General features: G+C 65.8%; 18 protein-coding genes. 8 read left to right on the forward strand and 10 right to left on the reverse strand.

Annotated features, from left to right (window positions below):
- Window positions 1-111 precede the first annotated feature (111 nt).
- The 3 genes from U1769_RS21290 (at window position 112) to U1769_RS21300 (ending at window position 6070) form a co-directional block, all read left to right on the forward strand.
- On the forward strand, window positions 112-1482 hold the full coding sequence (locus tag U1769_RS21290; protein WP_332720040.1) for a purine-cytosine permease family protein: 1371 nt from the start codon (window positions 112-114) through the stop codon (window positions 1480-1482).
- 198 nt (window positions 1483-1680) lie between these two features.
- The gene (locus U1769_RS21295) at window positions 1681-3960 is read left to right on the forward strand and encodes a TonB-dependent receptor (protein WP_332720041.1); all 2280 of its coding nucleotides are present in this window, start codon (window positions 1681-1683) and stop codon (window positions 3958-3960) included.
- A gap of 58 nt (window positions 3961-4018) precedes the next feature.
- Complete coding sequence (locus tag U1769_RS21300; RefSeq protein WP_332720042.1) at window positions 4019-6070, forward strand: phosphocholine-specific phospholipase C; 2052 nt, start codon at window positions 4019-4021, stop codon at window positions 6068-6070.
- A 27-nt stretch (window positions 6071-6097) separates the two neighbouring features.
- Here U1769_RS21300 and U1769_RS21305 read toward each other — a convergent pair whose 3' ends face one another.
- Window positions 6098-6550, reverse strand: a complete 453-nt coding sequence (locus U1769_RS21305; RefSeq protein ID WP_332720143.1) for an Lrp/AsnC family transcriptional regulator — start codon at window positions 6548-6550, stop codon at window positions 6098-6100.
- Between the two features lie 112 nt (window positions 6551-6662).
- Between U1769_RS21305 and phhA the strand changes: the two genes are divergently transcribed.
- The 5 genes from phhA to U1769_RS21330 are packed head-to-tail and all read left to right on the forward strand — an operon-like array spanning window position 6663 to window position 10745.
- Window positions 6663-7529, forward strand: coding sequence for a phenylalanine 4-monooxygenase (phhA, locus tag U1769_RS21310; protein WP_332720043.1), 867 nt, complete (start codon window positions 6663-6665; stop codon window positions 7527-7529).
- A complete protein-coding gene (locus U1769_RS21315; protein WP_332720044.1) occupies window positions 7526-8743 on the forward strand; it encodes an amino acid aminotransferase in 1218 nt (405 codons plus the stop codon). The genes phhA and U1769_RS21315 overlap by 4 nt, the downstream gene beginning before the upstream one ends.
- Window positions 8744-8759: 16 nt before the next feature.
- A complete protein-coding gene (fahA, locus tag U1769_RS21320; protein WP_332720045.1) occupies window positions 8760-10073 on the forward strand; it encodes a fumarylacetoacetase in 1314 nt (437 codons plus the stop codon).
- Window positions 10074-10111: 38 nt separating this feature from the next.
- A complete protein-coding gene (locus U1769_RS21325; RefSeq protein ID WP_332720046.1) occupies window positions 10112-10474 on the forward strand; it encodes a Rieske (2Fe-2S) protein in 363 nt (120 codons plus the stop codon).
- Window positions 10452-10745 (forward strand): 4a-hydroxytetrahydrobiopterin dehydratase, encoded by a 294-nt coding sequence (locus U1769_RS21330; protein ID WP_332720047.1) that lies wholly within the window; start codon window positions 10452-10454, stop codon window positions 10743-10745. Before U1769_RS21325 ends, U1769_RS21330 begins: the two co-directional genes overlap by 23 nt.
- Window positions 10746-10751: 6 nt before the next feature.
- Here the strand turns inward: U1769_RS21330 and U1769_RS21335 are convergent, their stop codons facing one another.
- The 9 genes from U1769_RS21335 to U1769_RS21375 are packed head-to-tail and all read right to left on the reverse strand — an operon-like array spanning window position 10752 to window position 20546.
- Window positions 10752-11207: an acyl-CoA thioesterase gene (locus U1769_RS21335; protein ID WP_332720048.1), complete on the reverse strand. Its 456-nt coding sequence runs from the start codon at window positions 11205-11207 to the stop codon at window positions 10752-10754.
- Window positions 11200-11784 (reverse strand): carboxymuconolactone decarboxylase family protein, encoded by a 585-nt coding sequence (locus U1769_RS21340; protein ID WP_332720049.1) that lies wholly within the window; start codon window positions 11782-11784, stop codon window positions 11200-11202. Before U1769_RS21340 ends, U1769_RS21335 begins: the two co-directional genes overlap by 8 nt.
- Window position 11785: 1 nt before the next feature.
- Window positions 11786-12538: an SDR family oxidoreductase gene (locus tag U1769_RS21345; RefSeq protein WP_332720050.1), complete on the reverse strand. Its 753-nt coding sequence runs from the start codon at window positions 12536-12538 to the stop codon at window positions 11786-11788.
- On the reverse strand, window positions 12535-14307 hold the full coding sequence (locus tag U1769_RS21350) for a hydantoinase B/oxoprolinase family protein (RefSeq protein WP_332720051.1): 1773 nt from the start codon (window positions 14305-14307) through the stop codon (window positions 12535-12537). The genes U1769_RS21345 and U1769_RS21350 overlap by 4 nt, the downstream gene beginning before the upstream one ends.
- A 2-nt stretch (window positions 14308-14309) precedes the next feature.
- Window positions 14310-16364 carry a hydantoinase/oxoprolinase family protein gene (locus tag U1769_RS21355; RefSeq protein ID WP_332720052.1) on the reverse strand — a complete coding sequence of 685 codons (2055 nt, stop codon included), beginning with the start codon at window positions 16362-16364 and terminating at the stop codon, window positions 14310-14312.
- Between the two features lies 1 nt (window position 16365).
- A complete protein-coding gene (gene kce / locus U1769_RS21360) occupies window positions 16366-17298 on the reverse strand; it encodes a 3,5-dioxohexanoate:acetyl-CoA acetone transferase (protein WP_332720054.1) in 933 nt (310 codons plus the stop codon).
- A gap of 19 nt (window positions 17299-17317) precedes the next feature.
- A complete protein-coding gene (locus U1769_RS21365) occupies window positions 17318-18643 on the reverse strand; it encodes an MFS transporter (RefSeq protein ID WP_332720056.1) in 1326 nt (441 codons plus the stop codon).
- Window positions 18643-19410 (reverse strand): SDR family NAD(P)-dependent oxidoreductase, encoded by a 768-nt coding sequence (locus U1769_RS21370; protein ID WP_332720057.1) that lies wholly within the window; start codon window positions 19408-19410, stop codon window positions 18643-18645. The genes U1769_RS21365 and U1769_RS21370 overlap by 1 nt, the downstream gene beginning before the upstream one ends.
- Complete coding sequence (locus U1769_RS21375; RefSeq protein ID WP_332720058.1) at window positions 19407-20546, reverse strand: serine hydrolase domain-containing protein; 1140 nt, start codon at window positions 20544-20546, stop codon at window positions 19407-19409. Before U1769_RS21375 ends, U1769_RS21370 begins: the two co-directional genes overlap by 4 nt.

Below are 20546 nucleotides of genomic sequence, written 5' to 3' on the forward strand. Positions count from 1 at the left end.
AGTACTGATTTACCCCCTTGCGGGCCTGTCCGGTGCCCCGCAGCATCGTGCGTGTGTGTACGCACGTATACGTGCGGCGTGCACCTGATGCCAGAAAAGGGAGTCCGCCGCTTGTCGACCCAACCCCTCATCGAAACCCGCTCGATCGATTTCGTGCCGCTGACGGAACGTCACGGCAAGGTCTGGCACCTGTGGCCGATCTGGTTCGTCGGGGACGCGCATCTCGCCACGCTCGCGACTGGTGCCCTGGGTATTTCGCTGGGGCTGAACATGTTCTGGTCGGCGGTCGCGATCCTGTGCGGTTGTGCGCTCGGCACATTCTTCATGGCCTTCCACGCCGCACAGGGGCCGCAGCTCGGCCTGCCGCAGATGATCCAGTCGCGGCCGCAATTCGGCTATCGCGGCGCGCTGCTGGTGTGGGTCGTCGCGCTGGTGACCTATGTCGGGTACAACGCCTTCAACCAGGTGCTCGGCGCCCACACGATGCACGAGCTTGCCGGGCTGCCGACCGGGCCGACCATGGCCATCTTCACCATCGCCTCGGTCGGGATCGCCCTGATCGGCTATGATCTGATCCACCGCGCGCAACGCGTGCTGGCCTTTGCCCTGATCGCGATCCTGGCGGTGTTCACGGTCGGTGCCGCGATCGTGGTCGAATGGCCCGCGGGCCAGCTCGATCCTCATGTGTTCGCGGCGATCCCGTTTCTGATCCAGCTGTTCGCCGCAGCCGCCTATCAGCTCAGCTGGTCGATCTATGTCTCGGATTATTCCCGCTATCTGCCGCCGGACGTAGGCGTGCGCGCCGCCTTCTGGTGGACCTTTGCCGGCGCAATGATCGGCGGGGTGTGGATGATGCTCGTCGGCGCGACCGCGGCCGCGGCGCTGCCCGGCACGAACGTGATCGCGGCGGCGCGCGCCGTCGGCGATCTGATCTTCCCCGGCTTCGGCCTGGTCCTGCTGATCGTGGCTTTTGCCGGCCTCATCACGGCCACCTCGCTCAATTTCTACGGCGCCTCGCTGACCCTGCTCAGCATTACGGATTCCTTCGTGAAACTGCGCAACACGGTCAGGGAACGGATCGGCTCACTGCTGATCGTAACCGCTGCCGCCAGCCTGCTGGCCTTCTCCGCATCAGGGGATTTCATGCACCAATATGAATTGCTGCTGTCGGTGCTGCTGTATCTTTTCACGCCCTGGACCGCGATCAACCTGATCGATTTCTACATCGTCCGGCACGGCACATATTCCATCCCCGACATCTTCGATCCCGACGGCATTTACGGCCGGTGGAACTGGCGCGGCCTGACCAGCTACGCGATCGGCTTTGTCGCGATGGTGCCGTTCTTCTCGACGCATTTGTTCACCGGCTTCGCCGCACGGGCGATCGGTGGCGCCGATATCTCGATGCTCATCGGGCTGCCGGTGTCGGCGATCGCCTATCTGTGGCTTTGCCGGGTGCCCGGACTGGTGCGCGAGAAATAACCATCAGCGGGCACCCGGGGCGGGACGGTTCCACCCGATCCGGAGCATTAGCAAAGCCACGCTTGACCATAAGAATGCATTTTCCCAGCCTCGTGCACCGGGAGGAGTTCGGCAGGACTCCGGGAGGAAGAACACCGGATCGAGCGTAAACGCGCCGGCCCGAAGACGTGACCGCTACAACCATATTGGGGGAAATTTATGACACGTCGACACCTTCTTTCCAGCGCAGCGGGCTTTGTCCTGATCGCCTCGGCGATGCCGGCCAACGCACAGAGCGTCGATCAGGCCGCTGCCGCTGCTCCGGACGAAACGACCGACATCGTCGTTTACGGACGCGGCGAGACCCGGCAGGTCCAGACCCTGACCGCAGTGGATATCGGGGCGGCCGTGCCAGGCACCAGCCCGCTCAAGGTTCTGGCCAAGCTGCCAAGCGTTTCCTTCCAGTCCGCGAACCCGCTCGGCACCAACGAATGGTCGACGCGCATCGCGGTCCGTGGCTTCAGCCAGAGCCAGCTCGGCTTCACGCTCGACGGCGTCCCGCTCGGCGACATGAGCTACGCCAACTTCAACGGCCTGCACATCAGCCGCGCGATCGCTTCCGAGAATATCGGCAGCACGCGGATCGCGCAGGGCGCGGGTTCGCTCGATACGCCCTCCAGCTCCAATCTGGGTGGCACGATCCAGTTCTTCAGCAAGGATCCCGAGGACACGATGAATGTCGATGCCGAGGCAAGCTTCGGCAGCAACAACAATCTGCGGCTGTTCGGCCGCATCGAATCCGGAGACATCGGTGGCGGTGTGAAGGGCTATGTCAGCGGCTCCTTCCTCGATGCACCGAAATGGAAGGGCCAGGGCAAGCAGGAAGCCTGGTCGATCAACAGCAAGCTCGTCGCCCCGCTCAGCGACACGGCGAAGATCACTGCCTTTGCGAACTATTCGAACTACAAAGACGACGATTACATGGATACGTCGCCGGCCCTGATCAAGAAATTCGGCTGGGACTGGGATTATCTGCGTAATGATTATGCGACCGCGCTCGCGATCGCCAGCAATCTCCAGTCCGGCACTTATTGCGCCAGCTATGCCGGCTACAGCCAGACGATCTGCGGTGACGACACCTATTACGACGGTTATGGCCTGCGCAAGGATCTGTTGCTGGGCGCTACGCTCGACGCGGAGCTCGGTGACGCGCTCACTCTCAAGCTGACGCCCTATTATCATCACAATGACGGCATCGGCACCTGGTGGACTCCCTATGTCCCAACCCCCGGCGGCGCGAAGCTTTCGGTCCGCTCGACGGCCTATGAGATCGATCGCGGTGGGCTGAGCGGGTCGCTGACCTACAAGATCGCCAACCACGAGCTTTCGGTCGGCGGCTGGTACGAGCACAATGCCTATGATCTGGGCCGCCTGTTTTACCCGCTGGCGGCGGGCGCGACGTCAAGCCTCGGCCCGCGCGAATGGCCGAAGAATCCGTTCAGGACCCAGTACAGCTACCACTTCACGATCAATACCCTGCAGTATTTCGTTCAGGACAGCTGGCAGGTTACCGACGCATTCAAGATCAATGCCGGCTTCAAGGGCCTGCAGGTCAAGATCGATAATGAATTCGATCCGGTTAGCGACGACCTGACCCGTGACACGTCTGGCAAGCTCAAGGCGAAGGACATGTTCCTGCCGCAGGTCGGCGCGAACTATACGCTCAGCAGCCAGTTCGAGCTGTTCGCCAGCTATGCGGAGAACATGCGCGCTTACACCACGGAGCCGTTCCAGACGAACAAGGTCGGCTTCGCGGCGATCAAGGACAAGATCAAGCCTGAGACTTCCTGGACGGTCGAGGGCGGTCTCCGCTTCCATCTGCCCAAGTTCGAGGGCTCGATCGCAGGATATCACGTCAAGTTCGAGAACAGGCTCCTGTCGGTGCAACCGGGCTCGATCGTGCAGGGCGCCGCCTCGGCATTGGCCAATGTCGGCTCGGTCACCACGAACGGCGTTGAGGTGGCGGGCACGTACAACATCACCCGCGCCTTCTCGCTCTACAGCTCCTATGCCTATACGGACGGCAGCTACGACCAGGACACGCGGGATGGGAACGGAGCCCTGCTTGCCGCAAGCAAGGACAAGAGCGTGATCGCGGTGCCGAAGCACCTGATCAATGGCGAGATCGCCTATGACGACGGCGCGATCATCGGTCGTCTGAATGTCGCCTATCAGAGCAAGCGCTATTACACCTACAACAACGACGCCAGCGTCAAGGGTTATGCGCTCGTCGATCTGACCGCCGGCTATCGTTTCCACACCGACGACATGCTCAACGGCCTCGAACTCCAGGTGAACGTCACCAACCTGTTCGACAAGAAATACATCGCGACGATCGGACAGAACGGCTTCGCTTATTCGGATCCGGGCGGCACGCTTCAGTCGATGCTGGTCGGTGCGCCCCGCCAGGTGTTCGCCACGCTCCGCAAGAAGTTCTGATCGCCGACCCCGGCCTTCCACCCAGGAAGGCCGGGGTCGTCTTTTCGAAAGGCGCCGAATGTCGTCGACCCAGCGCCGCGATTTCCTCAAGACCATTGCCGCCGCCATCGCGGCCGGCACGATACCCGCCCCGATCGGTCATGCTTTGGCGCTGCCGGCCAACCGGCGGACCGGATCGATCATGGATGTCGAGCATGTGGTGATCCTGATGCAGGAAAACCGCTCCTTCGATCATTATTACGGCACGTTGCGCGGCGTGCGCGGCTTCGGCGATCCCCGCCCCTTGATGCTGCGCAGCGGAAAATCCGTGTTCCACCAGCCGACCCCGGATGGCACTGGCAAAGTGCTGCCCTTCCACCTCGACAGCAAGGCCTCCAACGCGCCCGGGATGAAGAGCCTCGACCATAGCTGGAAGGGGCCGTTCGCCGAATGGGCGAATTACGATGTGTGGATCAAGCACAAGACCGCGCTGACGATGGGGCATTTCAAGCGCGACGACATTCCCTTCTATCACGCGCTGGCTGACGCCTTCACCATCGGCGACAATTATTTCTGCTCGCTGCACGGCCCGACAAACCCCAATCGCATGTATCTCTTTTCAGGGACCAGCGGCCTCTCGGCGGGCGACGATCGCCCGCAGGTCGTCCACAATGTCGATGACGGCAACTGGACGGCCGACATGACCCGCGACAAGGCGAATTACGCGGCGATGGGCTGGACGACCTATGCCGAGCGCCTGCAGACCGCCGGAATCGATTGGCGCGTCTATCAGGAATGGGAAAATTACGGCGACAACTCGCTGGCCTATTTCAAGCAGTTCCGCGGGCTCGATCCGGCAAGCGAGCTTTATCGCCGTGCCCGCGCCTATGCGCCGGGATCGAGCAGCGAGACCGCCAGGACGTCCGAGGCGCAATATCTCGTCGAGGATTTCGCCGCCGACATACGCGCCGATCGCCTGCCGCAAGTCTCCTGGATCGTGGCGCCGTACAAATATACCGAACATCCCGAAGCGACGCCCGCCCACGGCGAATCCCTCGTCTCCCGCCTGATCGCCGCGCTTGTCGCCAATCCGGCGGTCTGGGCAAAGACCGCGTTCATCATCAACTATGACGAGAATGACGGCTTCTTCGATCATGTTCCCGGCCCGGTGCCGGCGATCGATCGCGCCCAGGGACTCAGCACGGTCGACATGGCGGGCGAAAGCTACAAGGGCGCGCCGGTCGGGCTCGGCATTCGCGTTCCGCTGCTCGTCGTCTCGCCCTGGACGCGCGGTGGGTGGGTCAATTCCGAGCTGTTCGATCACACCTCGGTCATCCGCTTCCTCGAACGGCGCTTCAGCGTATCGGAGCCGAACATCACGCCGTGGCGGCGGAGCGTCACTGGCGATCTTACCTCGATGTTCGATTTCGCCGATCCCGACCGCTCGGCGCTGCACAGCCTGCCTTCGGTCGACGGAAATCTGAGGCGCACCGCCGCCGCTGCGACACTCCCGCCGCCGGTCCCGCCCACCCGGCAAGCCATGCCGGTTCAGGATGCCGGGCAACGTCCTGCCCGTCCCCTGCCTTACCGGCTCTCCGTCCGCGATGTCCGCCAGGCCGATGGCGGCTGGGCCCTCGAATTCGCCAATACGGGCAGTCTCGGCGCGGTGTTCGCGGTGCACGACCGCGCCGGCAGCGCTGGCCCGTGGACCTATACCGTCTCGCCGGGTGCGCGCCTCACCGATCGCCCGCCGGGCCTTCCCGCTGGCTCCTATCGGCTGGTCGTGCAGGGCCCGAACGGCTTCCTGCGCGAGCTCGCCGGCAGCGACCCGGCGCCGGTCGTCGCGCTCGAAGAAGCGGGAAATACCGTGATCCTCAAACTCGCCAACCCGACCGACCGGCCCTGCCGCCTGACCGTCCGCGCGCTCGCCTATGACCAGGCCGCACCGGTCACGATCGTCCTGAAACCCGGCGAGACCCGGACGATCCGGCGTCCTATCGCCGCCAGCCATCATTGGTACGATCTGCTGGTGACCGGCGAGGACGGCTTTACCCGCCGGTTCGCAGGACATGTCGAAACCGGCCGCCCGAGCTGGTCCGATCCCGCCATGGGCAGCTTGGCAATCGGATAATCGTTACGCCTATGGATTATCGACGTCTTAAACCGGCACGACCGTCGTATATTTCGTCAGCGACAGCGCGAAATGCGACGATGCCCCGCCGACCGAGGGATGGTCGAGCAGCGTGCGCATGAGGAAATGCTCGTAATCGGCGACATCGGCCACGACCACGCGCAGCAGATAATCCCATTCCCCCGACATCGAGAAACATTCCATGATCTCGGGCCGGGAGCGGACGAATTCCTCGAACCGGACGATGCTGTCGCGCGCATGGCTCTTCATGCGGACTTCGCACAGCACATTGACCCCGCGCCCGACCTTCTCGGCATCGACCAGCCGCACCGTCGCGGTCAGCACGCCTGCCGCCTCGAGCGCCTTGATCCGGCGCCAGCAGGACGCGGTCGAACTGCCGACCCGCGCCGCGAGCTCGGCGCTGCTGAGCGAGGCGTCGGCCTGCAGTTCGCAGATGATCCTTTTGTCGATTGCATCCATCATGACATTTTGTTTCAGAAATCGCTCCATCCTGATCGCGATCGATCAATAATCCGCTGAAAGCCTGCCATTTTGGAAAGCACGCCCACGCGTCCCGTGCAAGATATCCATCATGGAAGATATTCAGGCAAGACATCCCGATGGCGCCGCTCCCGACTGGACCATCCCGCAGGACTGGCACCGCTATACGCCGGCCGAACATGCGATGTGGGACAGGCTATTCGAACGCCAGGCAAAGCTCCTGCCCGGCCGCGTCGCCCCAGAATTCATCGAAGGGCTCGACGTCCTGCGCATGTCCAAACCCGGCATCCCCGACTTCGCCGAATTGTCCGACCGGCTGATGAAGGCAACCGGCTGGCAGGTCGTCGCGGTGCCCGGCCTGATCCCCGACGACGTCTTCTTCGACCACCTCGCAAACCGCCGTTTCGTGTCCGGAAACTTCATCCGCACGCCCGAGCAATGCGATTATCTACAGGAGCCGGACATCTTCCACGACGTGTTCGGCCATGTGCCGCTGCTCGCCAATCCGGTCTTCGCCGATTACATGCAGGCGTACGGCCAGGGCGGCCAGCGCGCGGCTGGCCTCGGTCTGATCGCCAACCTGTCGCGGCTCTATTGGTACACGGTCGAGTTCGGCCTGATCCGCAACGGCGACGATCTCAACATCTACGGCGCCGGCATCGTCTCTTCCTATGGCGAGACTCAGTTCGCGCTCGACAATCCATCGCCCAACCGGCTCGGCTTCGATCTCACGCGCGTGATGCGCACGAAATACCGGATCGACGATTACCAGCAGACCTATTTCGTGATCGACAGCTTCGAGGATCTGCTGCGGCAGACGCTCGATACCGATTTCGGCCCGGTCTATGCCGCACTGGCTGGCCAGCCGGACATCGAGATCGAGACGATCCTGCCCGACGATCGCGTGATAACCCGCGGAACCCAGGCTTATGCCCATGGCAAGCTGGTGGCGGCATGACCGTTCAACCAGCCCTTGCGGTGATCCATGGCCACGCTCCGATGTTCGGGCCACTGCGTCCCCAGCCCGCCGACGCGCTGCTGGCGCTGATCGGCATGCACCGAGCCGACCCCCGGCCGGACAAGATCGATCTCGGCGTGGGCGTGTACCGCGACGCGCTCGGCGCCACGCCCGTACTGCGCGCCGTCAAGGCGGCCGAGGCGGCGCTGGTGCGCGATCAGCCGACCAAAGCCTATATCGGGCCGGAAGGCGACGCCCGCTTCACCGAACTGCTCGCCCCGATCGTCTTCGGCCCCGCCATGGCGGTGTCGGAGCGGCTGACCGGCGTGCAGACCCCCGGCGGCACCGGCGCGCTGCGGCTCGGCGCCGACCTGCTCCACCGCGCCGGCATGACCGGCCGGGTCTGGATCGGCACGCCGACCTGGCCCAATCACGCCCCAATCTTCGAAGCGGCCGGCCTCACGGTCGCGGCACACGCCTATTACGATCACGACACCTCGACGCTCGATTTCGCGGCGATGATGGCCGACCTCAAATCTGCCGTGCGCGGCGATGTCGTGCTGCTGCACGGCTGTTGCCACAATCCCACCGGCACCGGTTTCTCGATCGCTCAGTGGCGCGCGCTGGCCGACGATTTCGCGGCACGCGGAATCCTGCCCTTTATCGACCTGGCCTATCAGGGCCTGGGGGATGGCCTTGAGGAAGACGCCGCCGGCATGCGCATCCTGCTTGAGGCAGTGCCGGAAGCCCTGATCGCCTATAGCTGCGACAAGAATTTCGGCCTCTACCGCGAACGTCTTGGCGCGCTGTGGGCGCTTTCGACGAATGCCGCAGCTGTTCCGCCAGTGCGCGGCAACCTGCTGGTGCTGGCGCGTAGCCTCTGGTCGATGCCGCCGGACCACGGCGCGGCGACTGTACGGGTCATCCTCGAAAACCCGGGCCTGACAGAGCTGTGGCGCACCGAACTGGAGGAGATGCGCGTCAGCGTCGGCAGCTTGCGGACTGCCCTGGCCGCGGCCGAGCCGCGGCTCGCCGCGATCGCGGAGCAGCGCGGGCTGTTCGCTATCCTGCCGATCGACGCGGCTGCGGTCGCGGCGCTGCGCGCGGATCACGGCATCTACATGGCCGGTTCCGGCCGGATCAACGTGGCCGGGCTGCACCTCGACAGCATCGCGCGCTTCGCCGCCGCCCTTGCCCCCTATCTGCCGGCGTAAGCCAGGAGTTTTCAGCGTGCCAATTATCGACGACACCCACGATCCCCGCCGCACAAGCTGGGTCGCCACCGCTGCTGGCCACCGGGACTTCCCGATCCAGAACCTGCCGCTAGGCGTCTTTTCGCCGCCGGGCGAAGCGCCGCGCGGAGGAATCGCGATCGGGGATTCGATCCTGGATCTGAAAGCTCTCACCGAGAGCGGTCTGCTGGAAGGCGACGCCCTTGGCGCGGCCGAGGCAGCCGCGGGACCGACGCTCAATCCGTTGCTGGCGCTTGGGGCCGGGCCCCGACGAGCGCTCCGCGCGCGGGTGTCGACGCTGCTGTCCGACCCGGCCCATGCGGCAGCGATCACACCGCTGCTGTTCGAGGCGGCGGACTGCACGATGCACCTGCCGGCGACGATCGGCGACTATACCGATTTCTATGTCGGCATTCACCACGCGATCAATATCGGGCGGCTGTTCCGCCCGGACAATCCGCTGCTGCCCAACTACAAGCACGTCCCGATCGGTTATCACGGCCGCGCCTCGTCGGTCGGCGTATCGGGCGCGCCCGTGCGGCGACCCAATGGCCAGCTCAAGCTCCCCGATGCGGAAGCGCCGGTCTTCGGCCGCTCCGCCCGGCTCGATTATGAGCTCGAAATGGGCGTGTGGATCGGGCCCGGGAATGCGGCGGGCGAGATGATCCCGATCGCGGATGCCCCCAGGCACATCGCCGGATTGTCGCTGCTGAACGACTGGTCCGCTCGTGACTTGCAGGCCTGGGAATATCAGCCGCTCGGCCCGTTCCTGGCCAAGAGCTTCGCCACGACGATCTCGCCCTGGATCGTGACGGAGGAGGCGCTGGCCCCGTTCCGGATTGCCCAGCCGGAACGGCCAGCGGAAGATCCCCGGCCCCTGCCCTATCTCGATGGCGCGGACGATCAGGCGCACGGTGCTTATGCGATCACGCTGGAAGCCTGGATCGAAACGGCGCGGATGCGTGACGCGGGGATCGAACCGCATCGCCTGAGCCACGGCCCGGCCAGCAACATGTACTGGACGGTTGCGCAGATGGTGACTCACCACGCCTCCAACGGCTGCAACCTCAACCCCGGCGACCTGCTCGGCACCGGCACGATCTCGGCCCCGACCGAAGACGGCTATGGCAGCCTGATCGAGCTCAGCCGGGGCGGACAGCAGGCGATCACCCTGCCCGGCGATGAAACCCGCCGCTTCCTGGAAGATGGCGACGCGCTCATCCTGACCGGACGGATGGAAGCCGAGGGCTTCGTCCCGATCGGTTTCGGCCCCTGCATGGGCGTCATCGGCCCGGCCGCGCCGCGTCCGTGACTGGGGCGCGCCTTTCCACGACGCCCGCGGGGATAAGATTGTGCGCCCTCGACGAGATCCCCGCGGGGACCGCGCGCAATTTCGTCGTACAGCTCGATGCCGGCCGGTTCCACGGCTTCGTGGTCCGGCGCGGGCACGAGGTCAGCGGCTATGTCGATCGTTGTCCCCATGCCGGCATGCCCCTCGCCCACGAGCTCGACCAGTATCTCACGCCGGACGGCACACTGATCCAGTGCGACTGGCACGGCGCGCTGTTCGAGATTGAGGATGGCCGGTGCATCGCCGGCCCGTGCAAGGGGGCAAGGCTGACGGCATGGCCGGTCGCCGTGAAGGACGATGTCATCAGGACGGCCGCTGCGCCGGGAGAGGAGTCGCACGATGGACGCACTGACCCAGCATGAGCGGGACACCGCGCTACAGACAGTGCCGGACTGGAGCTATGACGAACTGCGCGGCGCGCTGTATCGGCGGATCGTGCTCGCGGATTTTTCGGCCGCGTTCGGATTGATGACCCGGATCGCGCTGGCTGCAGAGAAGAGCGACCATCATCCCGAATGGTTCAACGTCTATAACCGGCTCGAGATCTGGCTGACGACGCATGACGCCGGCGGCGTCTCCGTCCGCGATACCACGATGGCGAGCACGATCGACCGGCTGCTGCAGGCCAGCTGAGGGGCGTCAGGCGGGGACGCTGGCCGATCGCTGCTCAGGCAACACACCGAACAGATCAGCGGCCCGCTCGATCAGCGCCGCCGGCAACGACCGCGAACGGCGTGCGGCGAGATCGAAACAGACAGTGCGCGCGACGAGGGTTGCGCACAGCCGGTCATCGGATCGCGCGAAGATCCGCAGCTCCGTCGTGATGGAGCTGCGCCCCAACGCCACCACGCGCCCGTCGATCCGGATCAAGGCACCCATGGGCAGCTCGGCACGATACTCCAGCTCGTGCCGCACATCGGCCCAACCCTGCTGCGCGATCTGGCCGGCTGCCGGATCGTAACCCAGCGCCGCAAAGAGCTGATAGGAAGCGTCGTCGAAAAAGGCGAGGTAATGCCGGGTCGTCAAATGCCCCATGGCATCGCACAGCCAGGGATGGACCACCCCGAATCCGCATTCGACATAGCCGTCAGCCATGATTGCCGACCTCCCAGCCATGCGCGGAGATATTGGCCTTGGCGAAGCTCAGTGGCGTTGCCTCTAGCGGGATGGCCAGGCTGTCGTTCCACCGATTGAAGAAGCCGTACAGCGAGACGACCGCCAGCAATTCGACGATCTCGATTTCGCTATAGTGCCGCTTCAGCTCCGCGACGTCCTCGTCCTGAACGCCGGACGGTGCCTGGCCAGCCAGCTGCGCGAACCGCAGCGCCGCGCGCTCGGCCTCGCTGAACAAGGGGCTGCGCTCATAATCCCAGACCGCGGCGACTTTCTCCGAACCCGCGCCGTGCGCCGCGTTGCTGGCGGTATGCGCCGAGCAATAACGGCACCCGGCCGACATGCTGGCCAGATAACCGGCCAGATATTTGAGCTCGGCGGGCAGCGAGCCTCCACCCATCACGGCCTGCCACAGGCCGAGCGTGCCCTGCAGGATATCGGGACGATAGCCGAGCGTCGCCACGCTGCCCGGCAGTTCGGCAAAATCCTTCAGGAACGGCGCTACGTCGACGCCGCGCTCCTGAAGCTGATCGATGGTGAGCGCCGTGATGCGTGCCATCTCAGCCCTCCCATTCGGCATTGCCGTCGACGCCGACGATCTGGCCAGTGATGTGGTGCGCCGCATCCGAGGCGAAGAACCACGCCATCTCGCCGATCTCGCTCGGCTGGATCTTGGTGCGCAGCGAGATGTAGCCGAGCGCCTCGGCCTCGACTTCGGGCACGGTGCGGCCGCTCCGTTCCGCCGCGCGTGCCATGATTCCGCGCATCCGCTCGGTATCCATGAATCCCGGCCGGATTGCGTTGACCCGGATGCCGGCCGGACCAAGCTCGCGCGCGAGCGTCCGCGTCAGCCCTTCAAGCGCCCATTTCGACGCAACATAGGCGGAACGCCCGGGTAGCCCGGTCACGGTCGACGCGGTTGAGATGTTGATGATCTTGCCGGCTCCCGCCGCGCGCATCGCCGGGACGACCGCTCGGATCATGTGAAAAGCACCATGCACATTGACCGCGAAGCAGCGCGCCCAATCGTCGGGATCGTTGGTCTCGATGCCGCCAACCGGACCGGCGACGCCGGCATTGTTGATCAGCACCTCGACTGGCCCCGCCTCAGCGACGAGTGCCTCAACCGCGGCAGGATCGGACACGTCGGCCCGGATCGCCGCCAGCCCCTTCAGCTGATCGGCGGCGCTGTCGAGCGCCGCCTGATCGACGTCGCACACGATCACGCGGTCACCGCGGGCGACGAAGACCTCGGCAATGGCCAGGCCGATGCCCGACGCTCCGGCGGTGACTAGGACTGAACGCGCGCTCATGCCATCGCTCCACGGGCCTGAGCCGTCGCCGCCGCAGCGACCGTGCCGTCGGCCGACAGCACCACGCCATAGACCGATTGCGCGCGATCCACGCTGATCAGCCCGTCGGCGACATCCTCCGCGACCCGGTCAGCCGATCGGCCGGAGGGCGGACCATAGCCCCCTCCCCCGCACGATATCGCGATGATCCGTTCGCCCTGCCTGATGCGGACCTGAGCGCACGCCTCGAGCGCACCCCGCGTGCCGTCCCGATCGATCAGATATTGGTCGGCCCCGCCGCCGCTGCCCCCGCCGCGAACGCCGGTGGGCGGATTGCAATGGCCGTCGGACAGATAGCCGATATCGATATCGGCACCGAGCGGCCCGAACTCGACGATGGTCGAAGGCGCGCCGGTATTGGTGCCCGCGCCTTCGGTATCGGGCAGGAAGCCGCGCGCATGGACCACGATCGGCTGCGACAGTTCGGCCAGTTCGACGCCGTCGATGCAGCACAGGCCGGCATTGCCGACATGCCCGATCGTCCACCACGCATCGCTCGCCGGGCTGGCGGCGCCGCCGCTCATCGCCAGGAACATCTGGTTGACGAAGGGCTGGCCCGACCGGGGATCGATCCCCGAAACCACGCCAGCGGACGGCGCGATGACCGATCCGACCTCCGCCATGCCGATCCCCTCGCCCAGAGCGGCAAGGCCGGTCTGCACGCTGTTGGCGACGCGGTCGGCGATATTGGTGGTGGCGGCCGAACAGGAGAAGGGATGGATCGGGATACCGGCGATGCAACCCACCCGCAGGGCGACGTCGATCCGGCGGAACGATCCGGCATTCTTCGGCACGCGGTGATCGATGCTGTTGAACACGCCGATCATCGCGGCGGTCCGTGCGCAGGCCTCGGACAGGTTCATGCCGCAAGGCAGGCAATCGGGATTGTCCCTGAGATCGACGGCGACGCGGCCCCCGGCGGGGTCGACATCGATCCTGGCCTGAATCCGCAGACCCTCGGCCGGCAGGCCGGGAAAGGGGTCATGCCTGCTCGATCCGGTCACCGATCCGGCTGGAAGCTTGCCGATCGCTTCCGCCATCAGGGTTTCGGAATAATCGAACCACTGGCCGGAAAAGGCCTCGATCCGATCCCAGCCGATCTCGCCCGCCAGCTGAGTCAGCGCCTTCTCGCCGATGCGCACCGCCCCGACCGTGGAGAGATAATCCCCGCGCCATTGATGCGGCACGCGGATACGCATCTCGCACATGCGAATGATGTCGTCGATGTCCTGCCAGTCGCGCTGCACCTGCACCGCCGGGAAGATCAGCGCGCCCTCGTGATACACGTCGCGCGCCTCGGCCATGTAGGTGGTCGGCTGGGAGTTGCCGATATCGGCCTGATGCGCCTTGGCGAGCACGGTGAAGCGATGGTTGCCGGCCTCATCCATCACCGGCGCGATTACCGTCAGATCGGCCGGGTGCGAACAGCCATGATAAGGCGAATTGTGCAGAAAGGCGTCGCCCGCGCGCTGATCGGGATGAAACAGCGCGACCGAGCGGGCCATCAGATCGGGACCGGAGAGGACATGGATCGGCAGGCTGTCCGCCGCGCTGAGCAGATCGCCGTCCCGCGTGAGCAAACAGCAGGAGAAATCGCGCGCACGGTTGAGCACGCCCGACCGCCCGGTCCGCAGCAGCGTGTTCGACATCTTGCGGACGATCCCGTCCAGCCGGCTGCGCATCACGGCCATTTCAGCGCCGTTCATGATCGCCCCTACAGTTTCGGTCATCGTCAGGCCTCGATCAAAAGCGCGCCGGCAACCGACCGGCGAAAGCGCGCGGGGGGATCGACGACGACCGTGGTGAAGGGAGATTCGATCAGGGCCGGCCCGTCGAAATTCATGTCGGCGGGGATCGCGTCCCAGCGCAGGATCGGCGTCTCGATCCACCCCGCGCCGGCGAAATAGACGGGTCGCGTGCGCAGCGCCGATTCAACGGCCTCGGCCGGTTTGAGCAGGAACGGCGCGTCCGACCGCGCAGCGCAGCGGATGCGGGCCCGCAGCCCGATCAACTCCACTTCGGACGCCTCGTCCCGGATAGTGAAGATCTGCTCGTGCATCGCATCGAAGGCAGTGCGGAACGCCGCGACGTCGTCTGCCGTCGCGAACTCCGTCGAGGCCAGCGGCACGTCGATATCCCAGGCCTGACCCTCATAGCGCGCCTCGGCGATGAACTCGGTGACGCCAGGCAAGCCGGTGCGGGCTGCAAATGCGTCCGCCTCGCCCCGCAATCGATTGATCGCGGCATTGGCGCGCCCACTGTCGAACGCGGCAGTGGACGTGTGCGCCGTCACCGCGAATTCGCTGGTGATGTCGGAGATCATCGCGCCGGCAGCGCTCATCGCTGCTCCGGTTTCGGGGATGAGCAACCGGCGGCAACCGAGCCGGCGCGCGATGAACACCGAATTGAGCCCCGCCGCCCCACCGCCGCCGATCAACACTGCCTCGGCCGGGTCGATGCCCTGGTTGACCGTCAGTTCCTGAATCGCCTGGACCATATTCTCGGTGGCGAGATCGAGGATGCTCCACGCGGCTTCCTCGACACTTGTGCCCAGGCGCCCGGCGACGTCGCGCGCGATCGCATCCCGCGATGCCGCAGCATCGAGCTTCATCGAGCCGCCCAGGAAATAATCCGGATCGAGATAGCCGAGCACCATGCAGGCATCGGTCACCGTCGGACGAGTCCCGCCGCGACCATAGCAAGCGGGCCCTGGCGTCGATCCGGCGCTGTCAGGCCCGACATGCAGCAGGCCCGCGCCATCGAGCGAGGCAATGCTGCCGCCGCCTGCACCGACGCTCTTCACATCGACGGACGGATAGCCGGCGAGATGGCCGCGATAGGGCTCCCCGATCCACAGGTCGCGCGTCATCGGAATGCGCCCGTCGCTGACTAGGCTGATATCGTAGGTCGTACCGCCCGTGTCAGCGACGATCGCGGTACGCCAGCCGCCTTCGCGCTCGGCATAATGGCGCCCGGCGACCGGGGCCATGGACGGGCCCGAATTGATGATCCGGATCGGCGCGGCCGCCACTTCGGACGCCTCGACCATGCCGCCCGCGCTCGTCAGCACCATCACCTCACCAGCAAAGCCTTCCGCCGCAAGGCGTGCCGAAAGGCTGCCAAGATAGCGCGTCATCAGTGGCTTGAGCGACGCATCGATCGCAGCCGACGAAGCACGCCGAAACTCGCGCAGCGTGGCATTGACGGCGTGCGACAGGCTGTAGGGGACACCCGGCAGATGGGCTTCGATCAGTTCCCCGATGCGCAGTTCATGGGCGGGATGCACGGTCGACCAGAGCAGCGACACGGCAACTGCCTCGATCTCCAGGCTCCGCATCTGTTCGAGCACCGCAATAACCGCCGCTTCATCGAGCGGGACCAGCACGGTCCCGTCCGCCAGCAGCCGCTCCGGCGCCTCGAAGGTAAGCGCGCGCGGGATATAGGGCTTGGGATAGGGGATCGTGTGGTTGAACGGCTCGGTCCGTCCGCCTTCGCGGAACAGCAGGATGTCGCGGTGGCCCGCCGTCACGATCAGCCCGGTACGCGCCGCGCGCCCGGTGATGATCGCGTTGATCGCATGGGTCGTGCCATGAATGAAGCTGTCAGCCCGCCCGAGCAGTTCGCGGAGCGTCAGTCCCCGCGCCTCGGCCGCGACGGCCAGCGCGTCGAGCACGCCCGCCACCGGATCGGAGGGAATGGTTGATGCCTTGTGCAGGGTGATCGAGCCGTCATCGTCCTCCACCACCAGATCGGTGAAGGTGCCCCCTGTGTCGGTTGCGAAGCGCATATCAGAAGGCCACCGCGTCGGCGCCCTTGAGGCCGAGCATGACGCGAGCCTCGGCAGGCGTCGCGACTTCGATCTCGAGCACGTCCAAGATAGACCGGAGCTTCAGCACTTGCTGGGCATTGCTCGTCGCCAGTTCGCCCTTGCTGATATAGAGGCTGTCCTCGAGCCCGACCCGCACGCTACCGCCGACGAGCGCGCACTGGGCGAGGAACTTCATCTGCGGGCGGCCGACTGCAAAGCAGGACAGCATATAGTCGTCGCCGAACAGGCGATCGGCGGTCTGCTTGAACATCATGAAATTCTCGAGATCGGCGCCGATCCCGCCCAGGATTCCGAAAATCCCCTGGATCAGGAAAGGCGGCTTGATTAGCCCGAGATCGGCGAAATGCTTGACGTTGTAGAGGTGGCCGATGTCGTAGCATTCATATTCGAAGCGAGTGCCGTGCCCCTGCCCCAGCTCGACCATGATCCGCTCGATCAGCGCGAAATTGTGGTTGGCGGGAAAGCGCTTGGATCCAAGCATCAGCTCGCGTTCCCAGTCATGCTTCCAGTCGAATTTGTCGGCCAGGCCGAAAAAGCCGAAATTCATCGATCCCATGTTGAGCGACGTCATCTCGGGGCTGGCGCGTAGCGGGCCCGCCAGCCGGTCTTCCTCGCTGAAGCCAGGGGCGCCGCCCGTCGTGATGTTGATGACGACGTCCGACGCCTGTTTGATCCGCGGCAGGAACTGCATGTAGAGTTCGGGATCGGGGGACGGCCGGCCATCGGCCGGGTCGCGCGCGTGCAGATGGAGGATCGCCGCGCCCGCTTCGGCCGCTGCGATCGCCTGCTCGGCGATCTCGTCCGGCGTGACCGGCAGATAGGGCGACATCGAAGGGGTATGGATCGATCCAGTCACCGCGCAGGTGATGATGGCCTTGCCGGTCTTGCGCATGGAAATACTCCTGGTTGAATCAGCGCGCAGCCGCGGTGAGCGCGGCGGTGCGTTCGAAGGGGCGCTGGCTGGCGAGCGCGAGGGCGATACCGATCGCGGCAACGCCGGAAATCACGATCATCAGGGCATTGCCGAGTTCGAGCGGCCCGCCGGCGAGATCGCTGCAAATCCCGATCAGCGCCGGGCCGATGCCGATCCCGACCAGGGTCGTGACGGCAAGGAACATCGAGGTGACGATGCCGCGCAGCCGATCCGGCGTCAGCATCTGCACGCCCGCCAGTGACGCGGGCGCCGCCAGCGTGGCGAAGAAGCTGAGCAGCCCGTACGCCGCCAGCGAGACCGGCAGGCTCGAACTCGTCACGAACAGCATCACGCTCGGGATCGCGCAGGCCAGGCCGATCACGATCACTGGCGCGGCCGGCGACGGCCAGCGCCGCGCCTGGAACCAGTCGGTCAGCATGCCGCCGGTCAGATGGCCGAGCGGCGCCGCGACCAGGATGACCGATCCGATCGCGAGGCCGGCCTGCGGCGGCGTCATGTCGAAGAAGCGTACATAGAAGGACGGTGCCCAGGCGCCCAGCGACTGGATGGTGAGCACGACAAGCGCCGAGGCGCCGGTATGACGGATAAAGGCCGCGCGGTTGGCGACGACATAGCGCCAGGCCTCCGCGACGCCCGGCCGTGCCGTCAGGCTCACAGCCCGCGCCGGTTCGCGCACGCTGAACATCAGCAGCGCCAGCACGATGCCGGGGATCGCCATGACCACGAAGGTCCCCTGCCAGGGTGCCAGCCGCCCGAACCCGACCAGGTCGAACCCGCCGGCAATGGTCAGCACGGCAAGGACCGCGCCGCCGCCGATCAGCGCCGCGCTCTTGCCGAGCGAGGCGCCGGTGGTGAACAACGATACGGCGCGGCCCAGCTGGTGCCGCGGAAAATAGGCGGCGAGCAGCGACATCGCCGCCGGCACCAATGCGGCCTCGCCGAAACCCACCCCGATCCGCGCGGCGAAGAGCCAGCCGAACGAGGAGGCAAGGCCGCACATCGCGGTGGCGAGGCTCCACACCAATATGCCAGCGACGATCAGGTTACGGCGATTGACCCGGTCGGCGGTCAGCCCGAGCGGCACCGCGACCAGGGTGTAGAGCACGACGAAACCGGTGCCCTGCAGGAGCCCGAGTTGCGTGTCGCTGACGCCGAGATCCGCCTTGAGCGGCTCCATCATCAGGCTCATCAGATAGCGGTCGATGAACGACACCAGATGCGCCGTGGCGAGCAGCAGCGCGACGTACCACGCATAGGCCGGCGCCGATGGCGCTACTGGCAGCCGGTCCGCCGCGCTCGCCATCACCCGATCGCCGCCGAAATGCCTTCATCGGCAAGCCAAACCGCGCCATGAACCGGCCGCGCGCGCTCCGACAGGAGGAACAGCACGATGCCGGCGATATCAGTGACATCGCTGAAGGCGTTGCCGCTGGGTGTCATCTGCCGCATGCCTTCGGCCATCGCCGGATCGGCCCGCACGCCAGCGTTCATCGGCGTCGCCGTATTGCCCGGCGCCACTGCATTGACCGCGATATTGTCGGGCGCCAGCTCGGCGGCGAGCGCCCGCGTCATCATCGCGACGGCGGCCTTGCTCGCGCAATACAGCGCGAAGCCCTTGATCCCGACAAAGGCCGCGACCGAGGCGAGATTGACGATCCGCCCGCCCCCGCGCCGCTTCATCGCCGGCACCGTCGCCGAGATCGCGTTCCACAGACCCGAGACGTTGATATCGATCATCCGCGAGCCGGCAGCCGGATCGCCATCGGCGACCGGCGTGGGATAAAACACGCCCGCTGCGTTGACGAGCAGATCGACCCCGCCGAAGCGCTCCTCCACCGTCGCGACGAGCGCCGCGAACGCAGCCGCATCCCGCACATCGGCCGCGACGCCGATCGCGCTGCCGCCATTGGCGACGATCGCGTTCGCGACGGCTTCGGCCTTGTCCAGGCTGCTGCTCGCGACCACGGCGACATGCGCGCCGCCAGCGGCCAGCGCCTCGGCAACGGCCTGGCCGATACCAGAGCTGCCACCAGTGACGATCGCAACCTTGCCGGCGAATTCCCCGCTCATGCGTACACCGCCGAGGTCAGGGCGAGGCAGCGCTCGCCGAGACCACCACCGGCACACATCAGAGACGGGCTGTAGGAAAAGGCGATGCCGTTTTCGGGATCGGCGAAACCGAGCGATCCACCGGCGCCGGGATGCCCGAAGGCACGCGGGTTGGTCCCCATGGGGGACATCAGCGGCTCGTTCAGAAAAAAGCCATAGGCATAACGGAAGATCCGATCAGTCATTTCACAGGGTCCAAACCAGCTTTCGGTGCGCATCCGGTCGATCGTCTCCGGGGAGACGAGGCGGACCCCGTCGAGCGTGCCGCCCGATGCGAGGGCTGCGTAGATGCGCGCCACGGCGCGCGCATTGCCGTGCCCGTTGGTCGAGGGCAGCAGGCCGGAGCGCATCCGCGGATCATTATAATGGTCGGGAGAATCCGGCCGCATCCGCCAGGCCCGGCCCATCTTGGTCGAGGGGTCGCGCGACTGGACGAAAGTGTGGCTGTCGGGGTTCGGAATGATATCCGCCACGCGGTCCGGATTGGCCCACGCCGCGCCATAGCCATAATCGGCGCCGAGCGGTGCGGTCACTTCCTCGCGCAGGAACTGGTCGAGCGGTCGGCCATCGACCTGGCGAATGAGCTCACCGAGCAGATAGCCGGCGGTCGCGGAATGATAGCCATGCGCCGTGCCCGGTTCCCAGGCCGGTTCCTGACGTTCGAGCGCGTCGATCATCACGTCCCAGTCATAGCCGGCACCGGCAGGGGCGTGATCGGCATAGAGCAGGCCCGCCTTGCCAGCCAGCAGCGTCCCGACGGTGATGGCGCCCTTGCCCGCTTGCGCGAAGCCCGGCCAGTAGCGCGCCACCGGCGCGTCGAGATCGATCAACCCGCGATCGATCAGCATCCAGACGCCCAGGGCCGCCATGCCCTTGCCGACGGACATCATGCAGACGATCGTATCCTGCTGCCAGGGGCGGGTCTGCGCGGCATCCGCCCAGCCGCCCCACAGATCGACCATTTTCTGCCCGTGCTGATAGACGGCCACCGCGGCCCCAAGCTCGCCCCGGTCGCGAAAGTTGGCGGCGAAGGTCTCGCCGACTTTCGCGAACGCCGGGTCGCAATATCCGATCATGGGGCCGAGCGTCGTTGCCAT

This window comes from Parasphingomonas zepuensis (assembly GCF_036663735.1).
Lineage (GTDB): Bacteria > Pseudomonadota > Alphaproteobacteria > Sphingomonadales > Sphingomonadaceae > Sphingomonas.